This window comes from Membranihabitans marinus (genome assembly GCF_021729155.1).
Taxonomy (GTDB): Bacteria; Bacteroidota; Bacteroidia; order Chitinophagales; family Saprospiraceae; genus Membranihabitans; species Membranihabitans marinus.
The window spans coordinates 1-22,074 of record NZ_JAJQYA010000052.1 but is presented as its reverse complement, the minus strand read 5'-3'; the positions used below and the strand labels follow the sequence as shown (position 1 = coordinate 22,074).

Sequence of the window (22,074 nt, the reverse complement as noted above, 5' to 3'; positions counted from 1 at the left end):
TGAATCGCATTTATGAACTTTTGCCTGGAGAATCACCATTGTAATTTTTATACGTAGTTGCTTGGTCGCTTACACATACTTGAATAAAAAAAATTCAAATAGTCGCCCCTTTACTGTGAAATTAAAATGGTCGTATCGAATCAATGGATAAAACAAGATCAAATTATATCGTCCATGTTTGAGTATTCATGGAGTAATCATCTTTTTATTTCTCCACCGATAACTTCACTTTGCGATAATCATCCTTCTGCGCATAAATGGTAGCATTTGAGGTTGGATCAGCCTTGTCGTTGTATAAACTTTCCACCTTAAACCACAGGTCTACAACTTGATCTTTCGAAATATTTTTTCCCAAAGAAATGACGGTCGCTACACTGGTCGCTCCAGCTTGACTGAGTTTTTCTGCATAATCCAATGACTTAATACCGAGGTAGGGATAGTCACGAACATTCAACAATTGACTTCTGTGATAGGTATTGACATCGTTTGGGCCCATACCCTGTGGCAGTTTAATATAAATCAATGCTTCTTCACCTGCTTCCAACACCCCATTGCCATTACCTCGCCCTCCAGTGATGGTTTTATATCTGATTTCATTAGGCCCTTGAATATAAATGGGCACTTCCTCCACCGTTCTTCCATCCAATATCAAAACATCACTTTCGGATACATAAGGTGATCGAGGAGTGGGATGAAAAAATATTTTATGTTGTCCTATCTCTTCTCCTTTCATCAGAATGGTAAAATCAATGCTACTCATATACGTTGTATCGACATAGCTGCGAAGTGAAAACTCAAAGACATTGTTTAAGTCGACAATTCCCTTTGATTTCAATGTTTTCACCGAAACTTCCTTTTTAGTAAATTCAATGTTTTCATCCTTTGAAGAGGCTTGAATCACCACATCTTTGGCTGTTTTCAAACCTAAATTCAGTAATTTTAAATCAAAGTTATTTTGGACGCCTTCCTCAAAATAGAAATAGGTTTGATCGTGATTATTGACCAGTTGCAACTTGGCTTTTTTATCTGCACCGCGATTATTCAATCCCAGTATATGACCGCCACCATCCAAGTCCAACCTTAATCTCCCCTTTCCTGAAACCACTTGCCTTTTCGTTGATATTTTTTCAGATGAAATATTATAATCAATGACTTCAATTATATCCTGGGCATTGTAATCTTCAGGACTAGTAATGGCAACTTTATCATCAATAATAATAGGCCCATCTGGAATAAAAGTCTTGCTCCTAATTTTCAATACCTCCGACGCCAACTTTTCCATTAAAACAATAGGAGGCTGACTACTTTCGACAGCCACCTCATAATCAAAAACGGTAAAGGATGGAAAGGGAGAAATATGATTCCACTCTAATGGAGTAGGCGCGGCTAGCTCAAAATGCTTCATATGAAAATCCAACTGTTCTGGAATGTCTGCGGCCCAATGATTGGGATAGTCTGCCATATGAAAACTAAATTTTTCAGCAAAGGCAGTTTGAAATTTCCGATTCATTTTCCAGTCATTGTACTTCAGCCAATCTCCATCTGTCATTGTCAATCTGATATTTAAGCCCTTCAACGACCTAAACATTTCCAATACAGGAAGAGCTACCTGTCTACCCTTGGGTCCCATCATCGCAATATTATCCGCTGGGTCAAAGGCACTCACCGAACTGACCAAGTCTTTACTTTGTCCCGCTATGTAATAAGCCGTTTGACCACCCATGCTCAATCCAGTGATGGCTCGATACTGGCGATCGGGAATCGTCCTGAAATGACTATCCACATCTTTGACCAAATCGCGAAAATACTTCCGATAGTCCCAACCCCAGTGATGGCTCTTGGTTTCATGGGCTACATCATAGTCATAAGGTCTGGCTCGGCCATAGGTTAAACTATCTCGAAAATTCTTGCCCGCATGATTATTGGGCTCATATCCATCCCATGTTACGATGATCACATCGTGCTGATGGACATAATCCGACCACTCCATAATATAAGGGGGTGATTGTCTCCCATTTTCGGGATAAAAAGCATCATCTTCGACGGAGTATTCATCCCACTTATATCGCCCTCCATATCCGTGAAAATAATAGATTACAGGATATCGCTTGTCAGTATCTTGAACATAGTTTTTGGGCAGATAAATCCGATACCATCGTTTGGTCTGGAAGGCATCGCTATAAAAAGCTACATCTTTAAAAGCTTGAGCATTGCAGAAGAGATAGAGGAAAACAAAGACCGCACTTAGCACACTATTTCTAACCATGGCATTAACATTTATAAACATCATTTTTTACCGCCCTCTCACTCACATCTACACCGGCATTTAGAATTCTTCACGCTGGCACATTTTAGCATAATATGGCTATTCTGATAGATTGGAGAAAAGTATAATGGACTCGGAATACGTTTTGTAATATAGGGACAATAGTTTACCTTTTTCAATATCCGTAAAGAACCATTGTGCAGATAATTGGCAATAGGTATAGACCCAAGTATAATTATTCAATTTAGCAAATCATTCAAACTTGATTTTTATTAAAATGGATTTTAGAATTTATGATTCGTGAATCAATGTTTTTATGTTTACAACATAAAATAATTTATATGCCTAAGCTTTTTGGGGAACTGCCGCTTAAAAGTTTTCAGCGCGATACACGTTTTTAAAAATATTTATTTTAAATCTACAAATTCACACTTTTTTCAACACAACCGTAATAGTTCATTAAAATACTAACCTATTGTAAAGCAAAAGTAATAAATGAATCCCCCTTTGTTGTCCCCAATTTACCTCCTCCACATGCGATGGTTACATACTGACGACCGTCAATCATATAGGTTGTAGGGGTGGCAAAGCCAGCAGCCGGTAATTCAGTCTCCCACAACAATTTTCCAGAACTCGCATCAAACGCTCTAAATCGACGATCTTTAGTTGCAGCAATAAACAAAACGCCTCCTTGAGTAACCACTGGTCCACCATAATTTTCTGTCCCAGTATGACGAATGCCTTCTTGTCGAAGATTCTCATCTTCTCCCAAAGGAATCTGCCACAAATGATGACCAGTATTAAGATCTATGGCCGTCAACTGCCCCCATGGTGGACTGATAGCTGGATTGCCTTCTTGGTCTAAAAATTTCTTATACCCATCAAATTGCCAAGTAACCAATGATTCTTCCTCTTTCAATACAGGTGGCTGCCAAGCTTCCTCAGGTATTTTCATCAGATATTTCACCAAAGCTTGTTTTTCATCGTCATTCAATTGGGTAAATCCCGGCATTCGCCCTCGACCCTGTTCGACAATCGTTAATATTTCAGACGCGGTATGGGATTCTTTTAAACCATCTAATGCAGGATATCCGCTATCCGGTAATCCAGCCAAATTATTTTGATGACAGGATGCACAATTATTGCGATATACCCACTCCCCTATGGTCGTCTTTTCCATTTCTTTCCTTTTGGGACTTATCGTAAAATACCAAGCCATTTCATTGGAATTGACATATAAAACCCCATTGGGATCAACGGCAGTTCCACCCCATTCCGCTCCTCCATCACAGCCCGGAAACAATATGGTAGGCGTTTTACTGAGGGGCATAAACAGACCTTTATTCGCCGACTGATAAACAGCCAACAAGGAATCGCGATAGGGAGAATAGGGATTGATATCTGATGGTTCAAAAGTTTGTCGACTAAATGGTTTAGGCAAAGCAGGCAGTGATTGTACGGGCCAGGCCTCTTCTTCTGCCACTGGCGACGCTGGCACAGCGATGGTATCTATAGAAAACATAGACTCACCTGTTTCTCTGTCGAATACATACACATGGCCCGTTTTGGTCGTCTGGGCAACCACATCTACCAATCGGCCCTCGCTTCGGATTTGGGTTAAACTAGGTGGTGCAGGCAAATCTCGATCCCATATATCGTGATGCACAAACTGATAATGCCACAATCGCTCACCCGTATCGGCATCCAATGCCAACAAGCAATTGGCAAAAAGATTTTGTCCTTTTCGATTGCCACCAAAAAAATCGGGAGAAGCCGAGCCCGTAGGAACAAAAACAATGGCGCGCTCTGCATCCAGAGCCATTCCAGCCCAACTGTTGGCACCACCTACAATCCCCTCTTTATAAGAATCCTTTGGCCAAGTTTCATAACCGTATTCTCCAGGCTCCGGTATGGTTTCAAAAGTCCATTTTATGCTGCCATCCCTCACATCAATCGCACGAATATAGCCCGGCGTACCACCTGCATTTTCCTGCATAGTCAATGGCATGATAATAGAATTTTTATACAAGGTCCCCGGTGTTCTAGAAACCACAAAATAATCCTTATCAGCATCTTGTAAATGGGCCTTTAAACTAACTCGACCACCATCCCCAAAGGTAGATATCGGTTGGCCCGAATCGGCATCCAATGCATATAAAAACGATTTATGAGAGGCCAATATCCTTCTATCATCACCATCTTCCCAATAGGTTACTCCTCTACTTCGTTCGAGATTTTGATCCCCAGGTGGAATAAATCGCCATAATTCTTCACCCGTTTTGCCATCTAAGGCAAAGACCTGCTTTTTGGCTGTATGTCCATAGAGTACACCGCGCACCACAATGGGATTGCATTGCATTTCACCCGAATCCAAACTACGGTATTCCCAAACCTTGGTCAGTTGATCTACATTTTCTACATTGATTTGATCCAATGTACTGTAATGACTGCGGCCCTCATCACCGAGGTATTTCGGCCAATCACTCTGATTATCAGTATTATTACAACTCCACAAAACTGGCGCCATAAGACACAAAGCCCTAATTAATTGCAATATATTTGCTTTCATTTATTTGATTCTAATCACTAGATTAAGCTAATTTGGAAAACTTTAAAAAAATCGACCCTAAAAATTAGAGATCTGATTTTTTTTCAACCACTTAATAAAGTATCCAATATTATCATGTTCAAAAAAATTACTTAAGTATTTTAACTCTTACCGAATTATTTCTTATTATTTTTAAACACCTATCAACAATTATAATTAAAAAAAACACATACTTCATATTTATAACCACTGTTTAAATATTTAGATAATAAATCACATACTTATAATTGACAATAATAATTAAGCTAGACTGGGAATGCCAATAGTATTTCATTCTCTCGTACACTAATAATAGCTATCTTATTTATACATCTTAAAACAAATAAACTTCACATTCATTTATACATTCATAAAAAAACATAAATATTCATGGATTAAATCATCTACTTCTCTGCATATTACTACCATAAGAAAATTCATATCCAACTCACAATTATACTTTTATTAAACATACACTTAATTATAATTAAACATCCATCTTTATAATTTATTTCATTGACCATTTTTTATAGAATAGATCCAAGAAAAATAAGCTAAGGCACCAACGAGTCTAAATCAAATCATAGATTTCAAAATCGAGAATCTGTCGTTACAATTAATAATATAAAAAAAATTCAACAAATATATTCATTTTATCTTTTTCACACCATATTTAGATTTATATAAGACACTTAAAAGGCATTCGTTAATTACTTTATTACCACTCTTTTAATCTCCTATAATTCTCATTGCAATAATATAATTATAGAAAATCGGAATAGCCAAAATCTATAAATTATTGCTATTCTGAATAAAAAGGATTACCCCTTTTATCAAAAACATATAATCCTTCCCTGCCTGCTGGCACAATTACACGCCCTTGAACCTCAATCACTAATCCAGGATTACCCTTAAAATCATGTTCCCATACTTTTTTTGGAATAGCTGGATCAAATATGTTAACTGAGCATACTTTTCCAGTCATTCTATTTGAAACATATAAATAATTATTGAAAATAGTAGGTTTACCAGAAAGTTTTAAACCTTCAACATTAATGGTACCATCATCGGACACTATATCCGTAAAAGATTTAAGGTAATATCCACCTTCACTAATTATGATAATTTTGTTTTTGTCAAAAGCTAAACCATCTATAAGAGCTCCTGGCTCATGAATTTTCATCAAACTATCACTATCTGGTTCATTCAAATTAAACAAGAAAAAACCTTTGCCATGCCACTTTAAACATACGAGACTATCTTCTAATAATCCATATGAAATTGGGAGTCTGTACAAAGGTGCTTTCATCTCAAATTCTCTAATGCTTTCAATCTGAATAGGATTAGAAAAATCCACAATATCTACTTTACTCGTCCCAACATGTAATACTGCATTCTTCATATTTGGATTAATCAACAATTGATACACCCCACCTTTTTTAGGTTTATAGCGTCCTAAAAATTTTGGTTTTAGCTCATCTTTATATTGCCAAATTGAAAAACCTGCAATTCCTTCAGCCAGAAATAAATTATTACCCAAAATAGCCACATCAAAAATCACATTTCCAGTGTTCAAAATTTCTTTTCCTTCCAAATTAGGAGAAAGAGTAACTTTATGAACACCACCATAACCTGCTGCTAAAAATATATTATTAGTCTCAGTATGTAAAAAAGCCGAATGAACTTGACCTTCTGGAGAATAATTAGATTGTGACACCTTTCGATCAGTCTTTAATTGAATATCCCCGTCAAACAACGTAGCCTCATTCTCGATCTTCTTGGAAAGCTCCAATGCTTCTAATAAATATAGATCTGTTATTTTACCGGCTATATATATACATCCTTCTCCTAACGCAAATCCACCCACTGGTGCTGCTATCTCATTTTCTTGAAAAATAGTCATAGGAAATTTTTTATGACCAATAAAAAAAGGATTAATAGGATCTTTAATATTAACAATAAAAAGACCCGACTCAGAATCTCCCACAAATGCAAAATCACCCGAAACTTGAACATCCCACATATCCAAATGTCTTTGAAATTGCGTTGGAAGTTTCAGTATGGACAACATCTTTGGAAAATAAGGATTAGAAATATCAATTATCTGTAAACCATGCCCTTTACCAAAAGCTGGATCAGTTTCGTCCAAATACTTCTTATACCCTCTAGCATGATGTCCTGTTGCAGCAAAACACAAATTCCCTTTAACAAAAACTCCATCTCCAAAACCATCAAGAGGTATCTCTGAAATAATTTTAGGTTTTGAAGGATCTGAAATATTACAAATTGAGATACTTTGTTCACCCCAATTTCCAACAAATAAAAAAGTATCTTTTAAAAACACTGATTGAGCTTCTCCGGTTCTAATTGCTCCTAAAAACCGAGGTTCCCTTTTATTTGAAACATCAATCAACTCAACTCCATACTGCCTGTTAGCAACGGCAGCTACAGATCCTGAAACGGCTATACCCGTTCCCAACTCAAGTGTATCATAATGAGAAACCAAAAGAATATTACTGGGGTCTTCAATATTTATTATATATAAACCTTCTTCCCTAGCAGTAACAAAAGCATAACCATTTTCAATTTCAACTTGTCGAACATTGCCTAAGTTATTTAGACTATCAAGTAATACAGGGTTTCTGGCCTCAGAAATATCAAAAACATAAATTGATCCACTCCCAACTACACACAAAATATTGTCTATTATTGCTGCATCTGAACTTGGACCAATATTCATTTCTTTGATTATAGGCATTTCTTTACCAAATGTTGCAATATTTTGAGCTAGGACCTTGTTTTGATTTAAAAAAACATATAATATAATAAATAATATAAAAGAATTATTCATAACTGATATTGTTAAATCTAATTTTATTGAAATAGACAATTTTTAATTATATTTTTTATACTTAAAAGAAAAAATTATTTTCAAGATTACTAATACATATACTTCTTTTGAAATAATTTTCAACTATTTGTTGTCTATTTTAAATTAGGCATTTTATCAATTTCCACTTGAGGAATGGGTAAATACAGATAACTTTCATCAAAATCATATCCAATTGCACCTAGCTTTTCTAGCAATAAATTGTGTCGTCTAAGATCTCCATATCTGGAACCCTCGAAAAGAAATTCAGCTCTTCTTTCTGCCAATACAACTTCAATAAAGGACTCAATGTTTACAACATCATCTAAGACCAATGAATCCAATCCTGCTCTAATCCTTACCATATTTATTAAATCAAGTGATAACTGTTGCACACTACCTGCCGACATTGAGATAGCCTCAGCATACATTAATACAATATCAGTAAACCTTAACATAACAATATCCATAGTCCAATTATTCTCAATCCGGCCAAAGTCATATTTATTATTTAAACTTCTGCCGTCAAAAGCCAAACCTACTGTTGAATCTTTTCTGATATCACTTGCTTCAAAAGAATTTACTAGACCTGGTTTATATGTAAAATTACCTTGTCCTAATGGACCGGAGTTAGGTACATAGATGAAATTTTGACCAAACCTATTATTTGGAATTAGATCACTCCAAATACTTGAAACCATAATCTCATTGGAAGTTCTTTGTGTTTCATTACTCCAAAGATCTGACCAAATAGGCTCAAGTGAATGACCACTATTATCGAATATATCCTTAAGAACTATACTTGCTTCATTCCATAAATTTTTCTGAAGCATAGCTTTTGCTTCATAACCCATTGCATCAAATTTATCTATTCTGCCATATTCCGATGGAGTATCTGGCAATAATTTTGCCGCCACCTTAAAATCCTCTATAACCTGAATCCATACATCATCTTGTGTTGCACTTTTCATTAATAGAGCTTCTTCAGTGGAAATAGTTTTTGTCACAAGTGGAACTCCATCGAACATTAAACTTAACCAATAATATGCAAAACCTCTAAAAAATAAAGCTTCCCCTATTATTCTATCAGCAGTTTCTTGAGATAGATTCTCATTAGCAAGTATTTTTTCAATTATTAAATTTGATGGATAAACTAATGATCTATATAAATCCCAAAATTCTAACCCAATATTAGGAGATAAATCATTTTCAGCTAACTCGTAACCAAAGTATTCATTATGAGTAAAATTATCTGCTCTATATTCAGTCATCATAGGCGGCATTACAGTTGCATTCCTGAAATTACTATATAATCCGATGATTGCTGCTTCAAAATCTGAATCTGATTTAAAAAACTGTGTTATACTGCTTTGATCAATTGGATCCAACTCCAGAAAATCTTCGCTACATGCCTGGGTTATACCCCCAACTAAAATTGTAATTAATAGTATATATAATTTCATCTTATTTTTTATTTAAAAATTCACATTCAATCCAAAAATAATTCTTCTAGACAATGGATATGAAGTATAATCATACCCTGCTCCATTATTTACATTCTCTCCGTTTATTGAAACTCCCTCAGGATTATATCCTGGATACTTAGAAAATAATATCAAGTTATCCGCAGTAGCATAAATTCTTAAGGACTTTATTCCTATTCGGTTGATAACCTTATTAGGCACAAAATACCCAAGTGTTAAATTTTTGATCCTAAACCAATCACTATCATATAACCACCTAGAAGTTGCAAATTTTCCATTTGTTGTAGCATTTGAATTAATTTTGGGAGTTTTTCCATCGCCAGGTTTTTCGAAGGATTTCCACCTATCATTCCAATTTGCTGTAAAAGAAGTTATTGTCGCTGTTCTTCCAATATCGTAATACCTTCCAACTGCAAAAAAAGTTTTATGTCCAGTTGCTCCATTCATGAAAATGCTAAGATCAAAGTTTTTATAACTAAAATTATTGGTTAGGCCAATCATTACCTTTGGAAATGGTTGCCCTAGAAAATCCCGATCATCATTATCCAAATTTCCATCTTGATCGACATCTTTTAGCTTAACATCTCCTACACCTTCGTTACCCCATAGAGGAGAGGAATCCACTTCTTCTTGAGACTGAAAAATACCTTCTTGTACATGCATATAAAAAGTACCTATAGGATGCCCAATACCAGAATAACTTACATTTGCAAAATTATTTCCATTGATAATTGGAGTTCCGTTTGGCCCCATTTTTAGCACCTCATTCTGATTTACTGACAAATTAAATCTAGTATTCCAATTAAATTCCCCCACTACATTATGTGAATTAATATCAATTTCAATACCACGATTTCTAACTTCTCCTAAATTTCTTAATTGATCACTAAATCCAGTAACAATTGGGATAGGCACTCTTAACAATAAATCCGTTGTAAGGTTATTATAAGCATCAAATGTAAAATTTAATCTATTCTCATAAAAACCTAGATCAAGACCAATATTAGTTGAAGTAGTTTTTTCCCACCCTAACTCTTGATTCCCGAGGTTAGCAGGAAGTAAACCCGCATATGCAGTTTCATCCTCTCCTAATAAGGATCTTGAAGATTTTAAATTTGCAGTAGTATTATAGTTACCAATTTTATTATTCCCTGTTTTCCCCCAACTAATTCGAAGTTTCAAATTACTTATTTTACTAATACTACTCATAAACTCTTCTTCGTGAATTTTCCAACCAGCAGATATAGAAGGGAAAACTCCATATTTTGTATTCTTACCAAATCTAGAACTACCATCCCGTCTAATACTTGCAGAAAAAAGATATCTACTCTTTAAATTATAATTAATCCTACTCAACATAGAAGCCAATGACCATTGATTAACCTCCTCATCCCAATTAGAAATTAATGTTGCATTGTTGAGTGTTGGAGTAAGATCATTTGCAAATCCCCTTCCGTTCATATAATTTGATCGACTTTCATCCATTTGACCGGTATATCCAATCAAAAACGAAATATTATGATCTTTGAAAGCTTTTGAATAGTTTAACGTGTTTTCTAATAACCAATTAGTGTTTGAACCATTCCATTTTTCAGCGGAAATTGTACCTATTCCCGCTTCAAGATTAAAAAATCTATCTCGTCTCATTCCATTGTAAAGAAGTCCCACAGTAGATCTCAAAGTCATTCCTTCCAAAATTTCCACCTCCAGATAAGCGTTTGTTAAAATTTGAACCGTATTAATCTTATCTGGAACTTCAGTAAATTCAAAATACCATTCCCTAGCTTTTTCTAGAGCATAATAATTAGCATAATCATTCTGTACTCTTTGAGTAGTAGGATCATAGTAATCTTCAAAAGGAGTTAAACTTGATGCTAACATAATACGATTTAAAGTGTTGTCTTTCCCTTCCGTTTGACGATCCACTTGAATGGAATAACTCGGAGACATATTCAAACCAACTTTTATTCTGCTAGTTAACTGACTCTCAACATTTGTCCGAAATGAATATCTATTAAAATTTGTTCCTTTCACAATACCATCTTGATTCATATAATCTAGAGAAATAAAATATTTTGTATTTTCAACTCCACCGTTCAATGAAAAAGAATGATTTTGAATTAATGCAGTATGAAAAACAAAATCTTGATAATCATAAGTCGGCTGATTCCCACTGATCCATTGCGGATCTATCCTCCGATTAGGTGGTCTAATGTCATTGGGGTCGTTGATATTCCCACCTTCTAACACCCAAAGTTCGTTTCTAGATTCAGTCACCATCTCACCGACATCATTTCCATCCATAAAATCAATTAATTTTTCTGGATTTTGAAATCCAGAATATGAACTAAAACTAATTGTAGGCTTTCCTATTTCCCCTCTTTTTGTTGTAATAACAATTACTCCATTTGCTCCACGAGAACCATAAATAGATGCCGAAGCTGCATCTTTCATAACCTCAATAGATTCAACATCATTCATATTGAGATTACCTATAATGTTTGAATCTTCGACAGGAAATCCATCAATTACAAAAAGAGGTGAATTACCAGAAGTAATCGAACTTATACCTCGAATTCTAATCAGTGGAGGTGCGCCAGGTATACCACTTCCCTGTTGAATACTTACACCTGATAATTGTCCCTGCAATGCTTCATCCAACCTTGTAGCAACACGTTTATTTAGAGTTGATCCATCCATCTTTGAAATAGCACTTGTAAGGTCAGATTTAAGCATCGTTCCATAACCCACTACCACAACTTCATCTAAGGTCTTAGAATCTTCCTCTAATACAATAACTATCTCTGAATTTCCATTTACCGCAATTTCTTTGGACTGATATCCAATATAAGACAGTAATAAAATTGCATTTTCATCAACATCATTTAGTATAAATCGACCATCAAAATCGGTGGCAGTACCTTTATCTGTACCTTTAACAATCACATTGACTCCAATTAAAGGTTCACCTGTAGCGTTAGTCACAATACCAGATACATTAATAACCAACCGCTTATTGTAAATTTCTTGAGCCGAATAGGTATCTAATGGAGTCAGGGAATTGACCTTTCGCTTTCTAATTTTTTGCCTTTGATCGACGATACCTTGAAAATGTTCTATCATTTTCTGCAGTGAAGCCAAGCCCTCATCACTATCTCGGTATACGGCTACATAGCGCTGATCAAAGATCTGATACTTTAAGTTAGTCTGAGACAATATGGACTTTAATGCATCTTCCAAATTATCGGTCGCATCTTCATCATAATCAACACGGACTTCTTTTACAAAGCTCCGATCATAACTAAATAATACTTGATACTTCCTACCAATAGACTGAATAGCTTCCGTCAATAATACCTCATCTTCCTGCGGCAAAGATCCCGCATAGACCTGCGATACTTGCAGCTGCATAAATAAGAAACATAATAAAAGCATAGTATTCCTTACTTTTATATGTGATAAAAGTTGTAAATTCATCTTACATTTAATTTTAGTATTTAAAATTTATGTCAATCTTGGGGAAAGAGCCGTCAAACTTATTTCCCCTTTCTTCTTTCTATAATTACTGTATTATTTTTTTGTATTAATTCTATCTCCAAGGAAAGTGTCATCAAACCAGACAAGGTCTCCCAGTCAGCATAGGGCAGTCCCAAGTCTACTTTTCGCTGTAGAAGACTCGTATCCTTGACCTCGAACTGCTTCCCATAGATATCGGACAATTGTTGCAATACGTAGGACAATTCTATGTCCTCAAAAACCAAAGAACCCTGAATCCACGATACCTCACTATCTGTATTTTTATCCGCTGCGACTAATAATTCACTCGTTTTTCCGGAATAACTGACTAAGTCGCCTGGTACCATCTCTATACTATCCGACAATTTGATTTCTTCTTTGCTTGGCAGATCATCGGTTTTATTTAAAGTCAACAATACCTTGCCCGACTCCAAATACACATCGGTCTTTTGACGCCTAGTCTGGACATTAAAGGCCGTTCCGTGTACATTGACCGTCAGATCAGCTGTCTTTACCTTAAAAGGTATAAATTCATCACTAACGACAATATTTTCTCTATTGTCTGCAGTAATGCGATTGACTTCAAAAAAAGCTTCCCCATCGAGGACGACTTCCCGCTGCCCCGTCCGATGCCAGTCCTTCTTCCATGTCAATTTGGAATTGGCATTTAATGTCACTTTACTGTTGTCGGAAAGCAAAATTTCTCGGGTTTCTCCAAATCCCGTTTCAAAGACTTGTTCGCCCGTATTGAGATAAGCCCATATAGCCACACCGAGGATGATTAACACCGATGCTGCAGCCACTAATGGCCCGTATATTTTCTTGATCCTCGACGAAGATCTAATTTGAGTATGCAATTCACTTTTATTGTGATTTTTCAATTCCAACTGCATTTTCTCCCAACTCATGTTGTCCCACTTAAGGTCGACATCCTTGCTTTCCCATTCTTTTTCAAATTCCCCATATAGAGACTGAAACTTCTGTTTATCCTTTAATATCTCAAACATTTCTAACAATTCGGACTCTGATGCCGTCCGGTTGAGATACTTTTGAAATAATATTTTAGCTCGATTAATGTCTTTCACGTTTTACTTTTACTGTGATATTCAAATCCACTATCGCGATTTTGGTATATAAGACAATCGAGATTCAAAAAAGGCCTAGTCAGGTTTTAAAAAAATTTCAAATATTTTATACAAAGTTAATTTGGAACTATTTTATATGTTTTTTATACCTTTACCTCGGAATGTACACTAAACTCAATGATGGAACTGGAAAATATATTCTATACCTATAGGGATAAAATTTTTGGTTTTTTTGTAAAAAACTTAAGTGATCAAGATCTCGCTAAAGACTTGACGCAAGAGGTATTTTTTCAGTTATGCAAAAAGCAAGATCAACTCCATAGTATTGAAAATCTAAATAGTTACATCTACTTAATGTGCAGAAATCTCGCCATCAACCACATCAATAAAGCATCGCATGAAAAGAAATATAAGGAACGCATTATGCATGCTTGGAATGATTTACCCATCCGTGGAAAATCAGATATTGAGAAAAAAATTAATGCCGATTACTATCACACAATACTAGAGAATTCCCTCAATCAGCTTCCCCCGCAACAACGATTGATTTTCACTTTAAGTAAGAAAGAAGGCCTATCCAATAAACTTATTGCCCAACAACTCGGCCTGTCGACCAGCACGGTAAAAAACCACCTTTACCAGGCCGTAAAAAATCTAAAATCGTCTATTAATCCCAATATCGATTACATTGTTTTAATTATGAGTTTATTAGCTTTAGCTTAACATAGACACAACCCCTATGAAATTGGAAAATCTAGCCAAGCTACTGAGATTTCTGTGATGGGTTTGAGTAATCTATCTTCCCACGATTATCATTCATGTATTTTGAAAAATAAATTATTCCCTTTTTAGGTACAATTCTTTTGGGGATCGGAAACAGAACATTCCCTGGGTTTGGGTGAATTATATGAATTACATTTAAAATTTTATACTGATCAATATAAATGCTGTCTCGTCGCAGCACAGTGGCTAAAATTCTATCGATTTACGGAGCAGTCATGCCTCGGTCGGATTCCCTATTTAATTACGGAGCTGTCTCGTCGCAGCGCAGTAAAGATTACCATGAAATTTTATTGATACTACGCCGGAGCCAGTGGCTCCGGTGGTAATAGTATGTTAATTAGAACAAAAAAATAACAGCAATAAGACCGTGACAATACTCAAAAGTGAACACCCCACCTTTTAAAGCCAAATAGTAAATATCCCTGCCTTATAGCTATTATCCTATTTTTCACTCCAACACGCCCAAGGCTTGAATCGCTGGAGAATCTTTAGAGAATGCATAAGCACGCCACACAGAATTAAAATCTGTATTCTGCCACAAGATTTCTCCATCGGGACTTATTTCCCAAATCGTTCCATCTCGACCCTCACCAATTAAGGTATTGCCATTACTCATTCTAACCCCACTTCCCAGCCCAGAAGTATATAACTCGCGATTGGTAAAAGTCCAGGTCACCGTAGGCTCATTGTCTTGCCCTGCCACTAACTCAAGAGGAAAATCCAATTCATACTCCACTATTTCTGACTGATTGTCGTACACATTATTGGCATAGACCATGATCTTATTTCCTTCAAACAAAAATGGATAATGCACATTATTCAAGGTCGACGAACCCACGTTGTCATAGGTGCTGGGATTTCCAAATCGATACAATAGATCGCCACCCATTCCGTAATCTCCACCAGAACTAGAAGCTGCCTCTTCCACACTGGTACTGTGATCGATCACCCACACCTCGCTATAATTGTTGACGGTGATATAGAGCAAATCATTGGACTCATCTAAAGTAAGACCATTAAAATGCATTAGGTCACCGTTGGTCTGACTACTGTTGTAATTGATATCAATCTTATTGGGATTGTTTGCCACCACACCGTAATTGTCTTTAGAACTATCGTGATCTTGTACAAGATGATCAACTACATGCCAATCCCAGACCACTTCCTGAGTAATGGGATTCATCTCTATGATGGATTCGGGATAAATCGTTCTACTGGCTGAAAATCCCATTTCAACAGCATCAGCCGTGGACACCTCCTCCCACACTGGGAAAATAATGTTTCCGTTCGATAAATATTCCACATCGTGATGAGCCATATAACTATCGGAATAATAACTTACTTCCCAATCGACAGATTGATCTACATTTAGTTTTCTAAAGCTCCCTCCATAACCACCGAATGAAATGGCAGGATTTCTCGCCTTTATCGTTAACAACATACTGCCATCGTCCAAAAGGTTGGCATCATTTCCCAAAGACCCACCATCCAAATCCCAATGGAATAATTTATCTCCATCGTGATTGATTAAATAAGGTCCATTGTCACTATCGATGGCCAATATATACGAACTCGTATCAATACCATAGGATTCCGTTTCTTCAACATCATCCACTACCATGTCTTCATCTTCATTACATGATGTAAATAACAATGCTAATCCCAAAAAGGACATTGACAACAATTTAACTACTACATTCTTCATTCTCAGAAACTTTAATTAATTAAAAAATATTAATGTCAAAGTCTATCCACACACTTATTATTTTCTTTTTTAAATTATATTTTTTCAACATCAATTTAATAAACCATTGCTGGATGATCCATTGCTCTGTTGCACTTCTTCATTGATCAATTCATAGCACATTACGGTCTTCTGCAATCCATACCTTTGACCATCAACCACTTCATAATTGCTGTACAATTTCCCATTTTCCCGCCACGCCTGCTGCAATCCTTGCTCTTTATCATTTACATAATTGGAAAAGATAAATGGTCGTCCACTGGGATGCCATTTTCTTTGCATACCTTCTCTTTTCTCTTCATAATATTGATATTCAAATTTTAGCTCACCTGTTTCTTCCCAATAAGCCCTATGCTTCCCCGTAGCCAAATTGTCTTTGTATTGTCTGACTTCATATCGCCGCCCACTGGGGTAATAACTTCTATAAGTTCCATGCAGCATTCCATGGTAAACCGAGGAATAAGACCTCACTCCATCCCTAGACATCTCCTTGTATAGAATACCGGAGAACAGTTTCTCTTTATAATAATATTTTCCATTCACCAGCTCCACATCTACATCGGTCATTACAATGGTATCTGCTGGAATCATGGTAGTATCTATGGAATAATCGTATTCCACGTCATGATGAGTCATTGATGATTGATCTGTCTTACAGCTTACTATGGAAGCAGTAAAACCAAGAAACACAAAGACAGTTTTCAAAAATGACATTTTAATATTTTTACTATATCCAAATCCCATTTCAAAAAAACTTAAACGATAAGATGAATTTCTTGAAAATAGGTATACACACTCTTACAGAGACAGCTACATTGAAAATGTACCCTTTACTCCGTGATAAGCTCCTGCTTTTAGGATATAAAAGCCGGTATTTAGATAATTTTCATTGTTGGTATGATAATGATAGATGCCTTCTGGAAAATCAGCCGTCACTCCTATATGCCCACCATTTTCATCCAAATCTTGGGGATAATCCGAATCACATTTTATAATGACGGAAAAGATTTCGAGAATATTTGAAGTTTAACGAGGCTAAAAACACAGGCATAGCCGTAGCTACGGCGAGTATTTTAAACGATGTTAAACTTTAAATAAATCGAAATATTCCCGTTAATTATAAATGTAATTCGGATAACTACCATCCACATCTTGTCGCCCATATATCGGAAAACCATCTCTTAAAAATCCAACGAGATTGGCATCGTCCATGGTCGTATACCGACCCGTTACATGATAATGATAATCCTCCCCCGGTCCTGGATGTGCTCCCGCATTATCAAAAGTAGTGAGGGTCAATGCATCTAAAGCTCGATTGCCCCCTTCCCGATCATTGTAGATGGGTACTCCATTGAGAGCCAAACCTATGGGACCTAAGGAAGTTTCTTCATGATCATCACTTCCCGCAGGATGAGTGGGAATGGTCATGGTATAATTTTTGGCCGTCATACTGGTATTGACATTGGCATGATGTCCATTTGGGAAGTCTTCATACATATCATGTCCTTCTCCCCAATAGGGCGTATTGTGATCAGGTAAACCGTCACTTTTAATGCGTATTGAAGTATCGGTAGTTGAAATAGAGATATTGCTGTTGTAGCTAGCTTGTACTACTGTCGTTATATCCACAGAACCTGTACTCACTATTCTACCTGAATCTGGTGGATGACAGGCAAAACATTGAAACAGCAGGAAAGAAAAAATAACTAATCTCATCTTTATTGAATTTATTCTTTGGACAGCAATTCAACCTAAATCCTTCGGACAAATCAATAAAAATTGTTTTTTCTCTACCTTACTTCACACAATTCGCTAAATATCAATCGTTTAAAAACATCAAATAATTACACAAAATCCACCCTACTATCAATGTCTATACCCACAATCAAATCCATTGTGTATATTATTACGACCTAATCTTAAAGCCTTCTTCAATTTCCATCCCAAATAAAGCATAAAACACAAGTACAAAACATGTTTTCATGGATTTCACTGAGAAGATAAGGCATAGATGTGATGAGATATTGTTTTTCAAGGAATTAAGTGCTGAAATAATAATATTTATTCCAACGCTTTGATTAAGATCAACATCAATTTAAGTACTTATTTATTAAACTGTTCTTATAAATTTAAAGTTGTTAATATGTAAAAACCTACCCTATTTATCATAAGGTTCTATAAATACGTTAATACACAATTGCGATAATTTAAAAGTCTATTCCATACCAATACTAAAAAATCCTCACAAACTTGATCATAAAATCGCAAATTAGTATTACATTTACTAAAATATAGTCAAATCTTGATATGGAAAGTTTCGGACAATTTATTAAAACCCAACGTGAACAAAGAAAATGGACTCAAACAGAATTCGGGGCGAGAATTGGAATTAACACCAGTGCAATTAGTCGAATTGAAAACGGAAGTCAGAAATTCTCTAGATCTAAAATTAAACAACTAGCTGAACTCTTTCAACTTGAGGAACAACTAATAAAAGACCTATTTTTTGCAGACAAATTCGCCAGAGAAGCATACCAAAACAAATGTTCTGAATCTATCTTTTCTGTCGCAGAAGAAACTGCGAAGTACTTTAGGTCATCAAACGCAAAATAAATTCAATTTTAAATGAAAAGAAAATATTCAGATATCCGAAAAAAATTGAATTTTGTCATCGACAAAAAGACAAATAATGATATGGCTCATTTGACTCATTATTTTCACACGTATTATAATGGTAATTCACAATATTTTAAAGAAAATGCAGAAGCCTATTTAACAAAAATACACAAAAACTTAAACATTGTTGAAGAACCAAATATGCAAACTTATCTACCTTTTGAGTGGGATATTCCATTTCCATCACCAAAAATTCCAATATTTAAATTTATTGATTTATTTGCTGGGATTGGAGGAATCCGATTAGCATATCAAAATAATAATGGTAAATGTGTATTTTCAAGTGAATGGGATTCCTTTGCGAAAAAAACTTATGAGGCGAATTTTGGTGAAGTTCCGTTTGGAGACATCACCAAAATATCAGAAACTGAAATTCCAGACCACGACATTTTACTTGGAGGATTTCCTTGTCAACCATTTTCAATTGCAGGGGTATCAAAAAAGAATGCTTTAGGTCGTGAACATGGATTTTTAGATAAAACTCAGGGAACATTATTCTTTGATATTGCTCGAATAATAGAACATAAAAAGCCTAAAGTTTTTATGTTAGAGAATGTAAAAAATCTTGTTTCTCATGATAAAAAGAAAACTTTTAAAGTTATTACAGAAACATTAACTGAATTAGGATATTCTATACATTATAAAATATTAGATGCTCGATATTATGTTCCCCAGCATAGAGAAAGAATTATTATTGTAGGTTTTAACAAGTCTGTTTTTAAGGGAAAAGAAGAATTCCAATTCCCAAAACCTAAGGAAGTGCAATTAGCGATTAGAGATATATTAGAACCAAAAGTCGATGACAAATACACTTTATCTGATAAACTTTGGAACTACTTACAAGAATATAAAAAGAAGCACCGAGCTAAAGGGAATGGATTTGGATTTGGATTAACTGACCTAGATGGTGTTTCAAGAACAATGAGTGCAAGATATTATAAAGATGGGGCAGAAATATTAATTCCACAAAAAGGTAAAAACCCAAGAAGATTAACTCCAAGAGAATGTGCAAGACTTCAAGGCTTCCCCGACAGTTTTATAATTCCAGTTTCAGACAATCAAGCGTATAAACAATTTGGTAATTCAGTGGCAACTCCATTGATCGAGGCAGTTGGTAAAAACATAGTTAAAGAACTAAAGAAAATTTATGAACCTAAAAAGTCTGAAATCGTTATTCAGCAATAACGGCTGTAACGAAATCCTTGTAAAAAATCTCGCACCTAATGACAATTCAAAAAATCAAGTATATTTTGGCGGCAATTTTGAAATAATTAACACAATTCCAATTTCAAAAATTGAAACTGTTGATGCAGGTGATTGGAAAAGAGAAAGATTCAAAGCTTCAATAAATTTCGCTTGGCTTACAAACGAAGGCAATCTCTCTCCTGCGCCGAGAGCTCAATTAATTCTTTACCCAAAATATCCAGAGGTTAGGTTTTCCGGCTTTCTTTTAGGTAGTAAGAACGCACCTTCTGAATTAATGACGCAAAGACTTGCCGAAAGACTTCTATTTATTAGTGTTAATAATAATGGCAAAATCCTTGGATATGTCGCTCACCCTGAATCAGAATTGGCAAAAGAATTTGGAAACGAAACTGACTTATCTCAAAATGGAGTTTTTAAAGTACTTGAATTACCAAAAGCAAAAAATAATAAAGAAATTTTAATTTGGGAATTGAACCGTATTCATAACCTTGGATGGATAAATTCCAAACGCCTTGATTCAAATAAGAATATATTACCCTGCAATGCTTTAAACTGTGGAGGATATACTTTAGAAGCTGAATTAGGGGTAACTCCAAATGGCTATTCAGAACCTGATTTTATGGGGTGGGAAGTTAAACAATTTGGAGTAAAGCGGTTTGATAGGATCGATTCATCCGTCATAACATTAATGACTCCAGAACCAACTGATGGTTTATATAAAACTGAAGGAACAGAATATTTCATTAAAACATATGGTTATAAAGACAAATTGGGACGACCAGACAGGTTGAATTTTGGTGGAATCCATAAGGTAGGAGAAGTCCATAAAACGACTAATCTTGAAATGAAACTAATAGGCTTTGATTTAGAATCTGGCAAAATTAGAAACTCAAGTGGTAGAATTTCATTGCTTGACAAGAATGAAAATGAAACAGCATCTTGGAGTTTTGCATCAATGATTTTACATTGGAACAGAAAGCACGACAAAGCTTGTTATGTGCCATCCCTTACAAAAACTACAGAGAACAAAAAATATAAATACGGAAACAATGTGATACTGGGAACAGGTACAGATTTTCAACTATTCCTTTCACAAATGGCGATCGGAAATATTTATTATGATCCAGGAATAAAACTGGAAAACATATCTACTAAACCTAAAATTAAAAAGAGAAGTCAGTTTAGAATAAAATCAAAATATTTACATAATCTGTACAAAAAAAATGAAATTATTAATGTACTAGAAGTTTAATGTACTCTGAATAATTCATTGTTTCTTTTCAATCACTTCAAAATCTGTATTAATATCCGAACCAGTGAAACTCTAGCTTATTGCTTATTTACAAAGTAAAGCGCTTATACACACAACGAAAACACAACCAATTACGATGTTTGAAGTATCAGCCCCTCTTAATTAATGACTAATTTTAAATCCTATTAGAATAAGACCTAAATCCCTCCCTATGATTGATGAAGGTGATTTTGTGAAAGCATTAGTCAGTGAGCATATCAAAGTCAACCTTAATATTGGTAGAATTAACGTGTCTAACAACCTCAAAATATAGAATATGGCTACCCCATAAAAAACCAATGGATGGCACCCAACCAATAAAACTTTTAATCCAAAAATGATATGAGAGTATACAGATTTACCATATCACTTATTTTAATCACTATATTTTCTTGTACTAAGGAAGCTGAAAACTGTTATTTGAATCTTTGCATAAATTGGGAGGAGTAATCCGCTCAATCTATTTTGAATGACAGTATTGGTTGGAGGGTGGTTATTTCGGAGGGACTGTGCCACCTATTTCGGTCAAATGGTGCCACTTTGAAAGATGTTGTAATGATAACAAAA

At 35.3% G+C, this 22,074-nt stretch carries 14 protein-coding genes; 4 read left to right on the top strand and 10 right to left on the bottom strand.

Annotated elements, in window-relative coordinates; translation table 11 throughout:
• Nucleotides 1-205: 205 nt before the first annotated feature.
• The 6 genes from LVD51_RS19120 to LVD51_RS19095 all read right to left on the bottom strand — a co-directional run bounded on the left by LVD51_RS19120 (nucleotide 206) and on the right by LVD51_RS19095 (nucleotide 13,807).
• Nucleotides 206-2,290 (bottom strand): alpha/beta hydrolase, encoded by a 2,085-nt coding sequence (locus LVD51_RS19120; RefSeq protein ID WP_236972982.1) that lies wholly within the window; start codon nucleotides 2,288-2,290, stop codon nucleotides 206-208.
• Nucleotides 2,291-2,738: 448 nt separating this feature from the next.
• Nucleotides 2,739-4,835, bottom strand: a complete 2,097-nt coding sequence (locus LVD51_RS19115; RefSeq protein ID WP_236972981.1) for an outer membrane protein assembly factor BamB family protein — start codon at nucleotides 4,833-4,835, stop codon at nucleotides 2,739-2,741.
• 820 nt (nucleotides 4,836-5,655) lie between these two features.
• Nucleotides 5,656-7,704, bottom strand: coding sequence for an LVIVD repeat-containing protein (locus LVD51_RS19110; protein ID WP_236972980.1), 2,049 nt, complete (start codon nucleotides 7,702-7,704; stop codon nucleotides 5,656-5,658).
• A gap of 134 nt (nucleotides 7,705-7,838) precedes the next feature.
• Nucleotides 7,839-9,185: a RagB/SusD family nutrient uptake outer membrane protein gene (locus LVD51_RS19105; RefSeq protein WP_236972979.1), complete on the bottom strand. Its 1,347-nt coding sequence runs from the start codon at nucleotides 9,183-9,185 to the stop codon at nucleotides 7,839-7,841.
• Nucleotides 9,186-9,197: 12 nt separating this feature from the next.
• Nucleotides 9,198-12,683 (bottom strand): SusC/RagA family TonB-linked outer membrane protein, encoded by a 3,486-nt coding sequence (locus tag LVD51_RS19100; protein ID WP_236972978.1) that lies wholly within the window; start codon nucleotides 12,681-12,683, stop codon nucleotides 9,198-9,200.
• A gap of 59 nt (nucleotides 12,684-12,742) precedes the next feature.
• Nucleotides 12,743-13,807: a FecR family protein gene (locus LVD51_RS19095; RefSeq protein ID WP_236972977.1), complete on the bottom strand. Its 1,065-nt coding sequence runs from the start codon at nucleotides 13,805-13,807 to the stop codon at nucleotides 12,743-12,745.
• 177 nt (nucleotides 13,808-13,984) lie between these two features.
• Here LVD51_RS19095 and LVD51_RS19090 point away from each other — a divergent pair, with 177 nt between their 5' ends.
• Nucleotides 13,985-14,530: an RNA polymerase sigma factor gene (locus tag LVD51_RS19090; RefSeq protein ID WP_236972976.1), complete on the top strand. Its 546-nt coding sequence runs from the start codon at nucleotides 13,985-13,987 to the stop codon at nucleotides 14,528-14,530.
• Nucleotides 14,531-15,038: 508 nt separating this feature from the next.
• Here LVD51_RS19090 and LVD51_RS19085 read toward each other — a convergent pair.
• From LVD51_RS19085 to LVD51_RS19070, 4 genes are all read right to left on the bottom strand, one after another.
• Nucleotides 15,039-16,295, bottom strand: a complete 1,257-nt coding sequence (locus LVD51_RS19085; RefSeq protein WP_236972975.1) for an arylsulfotransferase family protein — start codon at nucleotides 16,293-16,295, stop codon at nucleotides 15,039-15,041.
• 90 nt (nucleotides 16,296-16,385) lie between these two features.
• A complete protein-coding gene (locus LVD51_RS19080; RefSeq protein WP_236972974.1) occupies nucleotides 16,386-17,048 on the bottom strand; it encodes a toxin-antitoxin system YwqK family antitoxin in 663 nt (220 codons plus the stop codon).
• Nucleotides 17,049-17,144: 96 nt separating this feature from the next.
• Nucleotides 17,145-17,297, bottom strand: a complete 153-nt coding sequence (locus tag LVD51_RS19075) for a hypothetical protein (RefSeq protein ID WP_236972973.1) — start codon at nucleotides 17,295-17,297, stop codon at nucleotides 17,145-17,147.
• 150 nt (nucleotides 17,298-17,447) lie between these two features.
• Nucleotides 17,448-18,050 carry a YHYH protein gene (locus LVD51_RS19070; protein WP_236972972.1) on the bottom strand — a complete coding sequence of 201 codons (603 nt, stop codon included), beginning with the start codon at nucleotides 18,048-18,050 and terminating at the stop codon, nucleotides 17,448-17,450.
• Between the two features lie 591 nt (nucleotides 18,051-18,641).
• On the opposite strand from LVD51_RS19070, the gene LVD51_RS19065 reads away from it, so the two are divergent.
• From LVD51_RS19065 to LVD51_RS19055, 3 genes are read left to right on the top strand one after another with little or no spacing between them, the layout of a single operon-like run.
• Nucleotides 18,642-18,947 (top strand): helix-turn-helix domain-containing protein, encoded by a 306-nt coding sequence (locus tag LVD51_RS19065; RefSeq protein ID WP_236972971.1) that lies wholly within the window; start codon nucleotides 18,642-18,644, stop codon nucleotides 18,945-18,947.
• A 12-nt stretch (nucleotides 18,948-18,959) separates the two neighbouring features.
• On the top strand, nucleotides 18,960-20,195 hold the full coding sequence (dcm, locus tag LVD51_RS19060) for a DNA (cytosine-5-)-methyltransferase (protein ID WP_236972970.1): 1,236 nt from the start codon (nucleotides 18,960-18,962) through the stop codon (nucleotides 20,193-20,195).
• Nucleotides 20,158-21,468: an MvaI/BcnI family restriction endonuclease gene (locus LVD51_RS19055; protein WP_236972969.1), complete on the top strand. Its 1,311-nt coding sequence runs from the start codon at nucleotides 20,158-20,160 to the stop codon at nucleotides 21,466-21,468. Before dcm ends, LVD51_RS19055 begins: the two co-directional genes overlap by 38 nt.
• The last annotated feature ends 606 nt before the right edge of the window (nucleotides 21,469-22,074 follow it).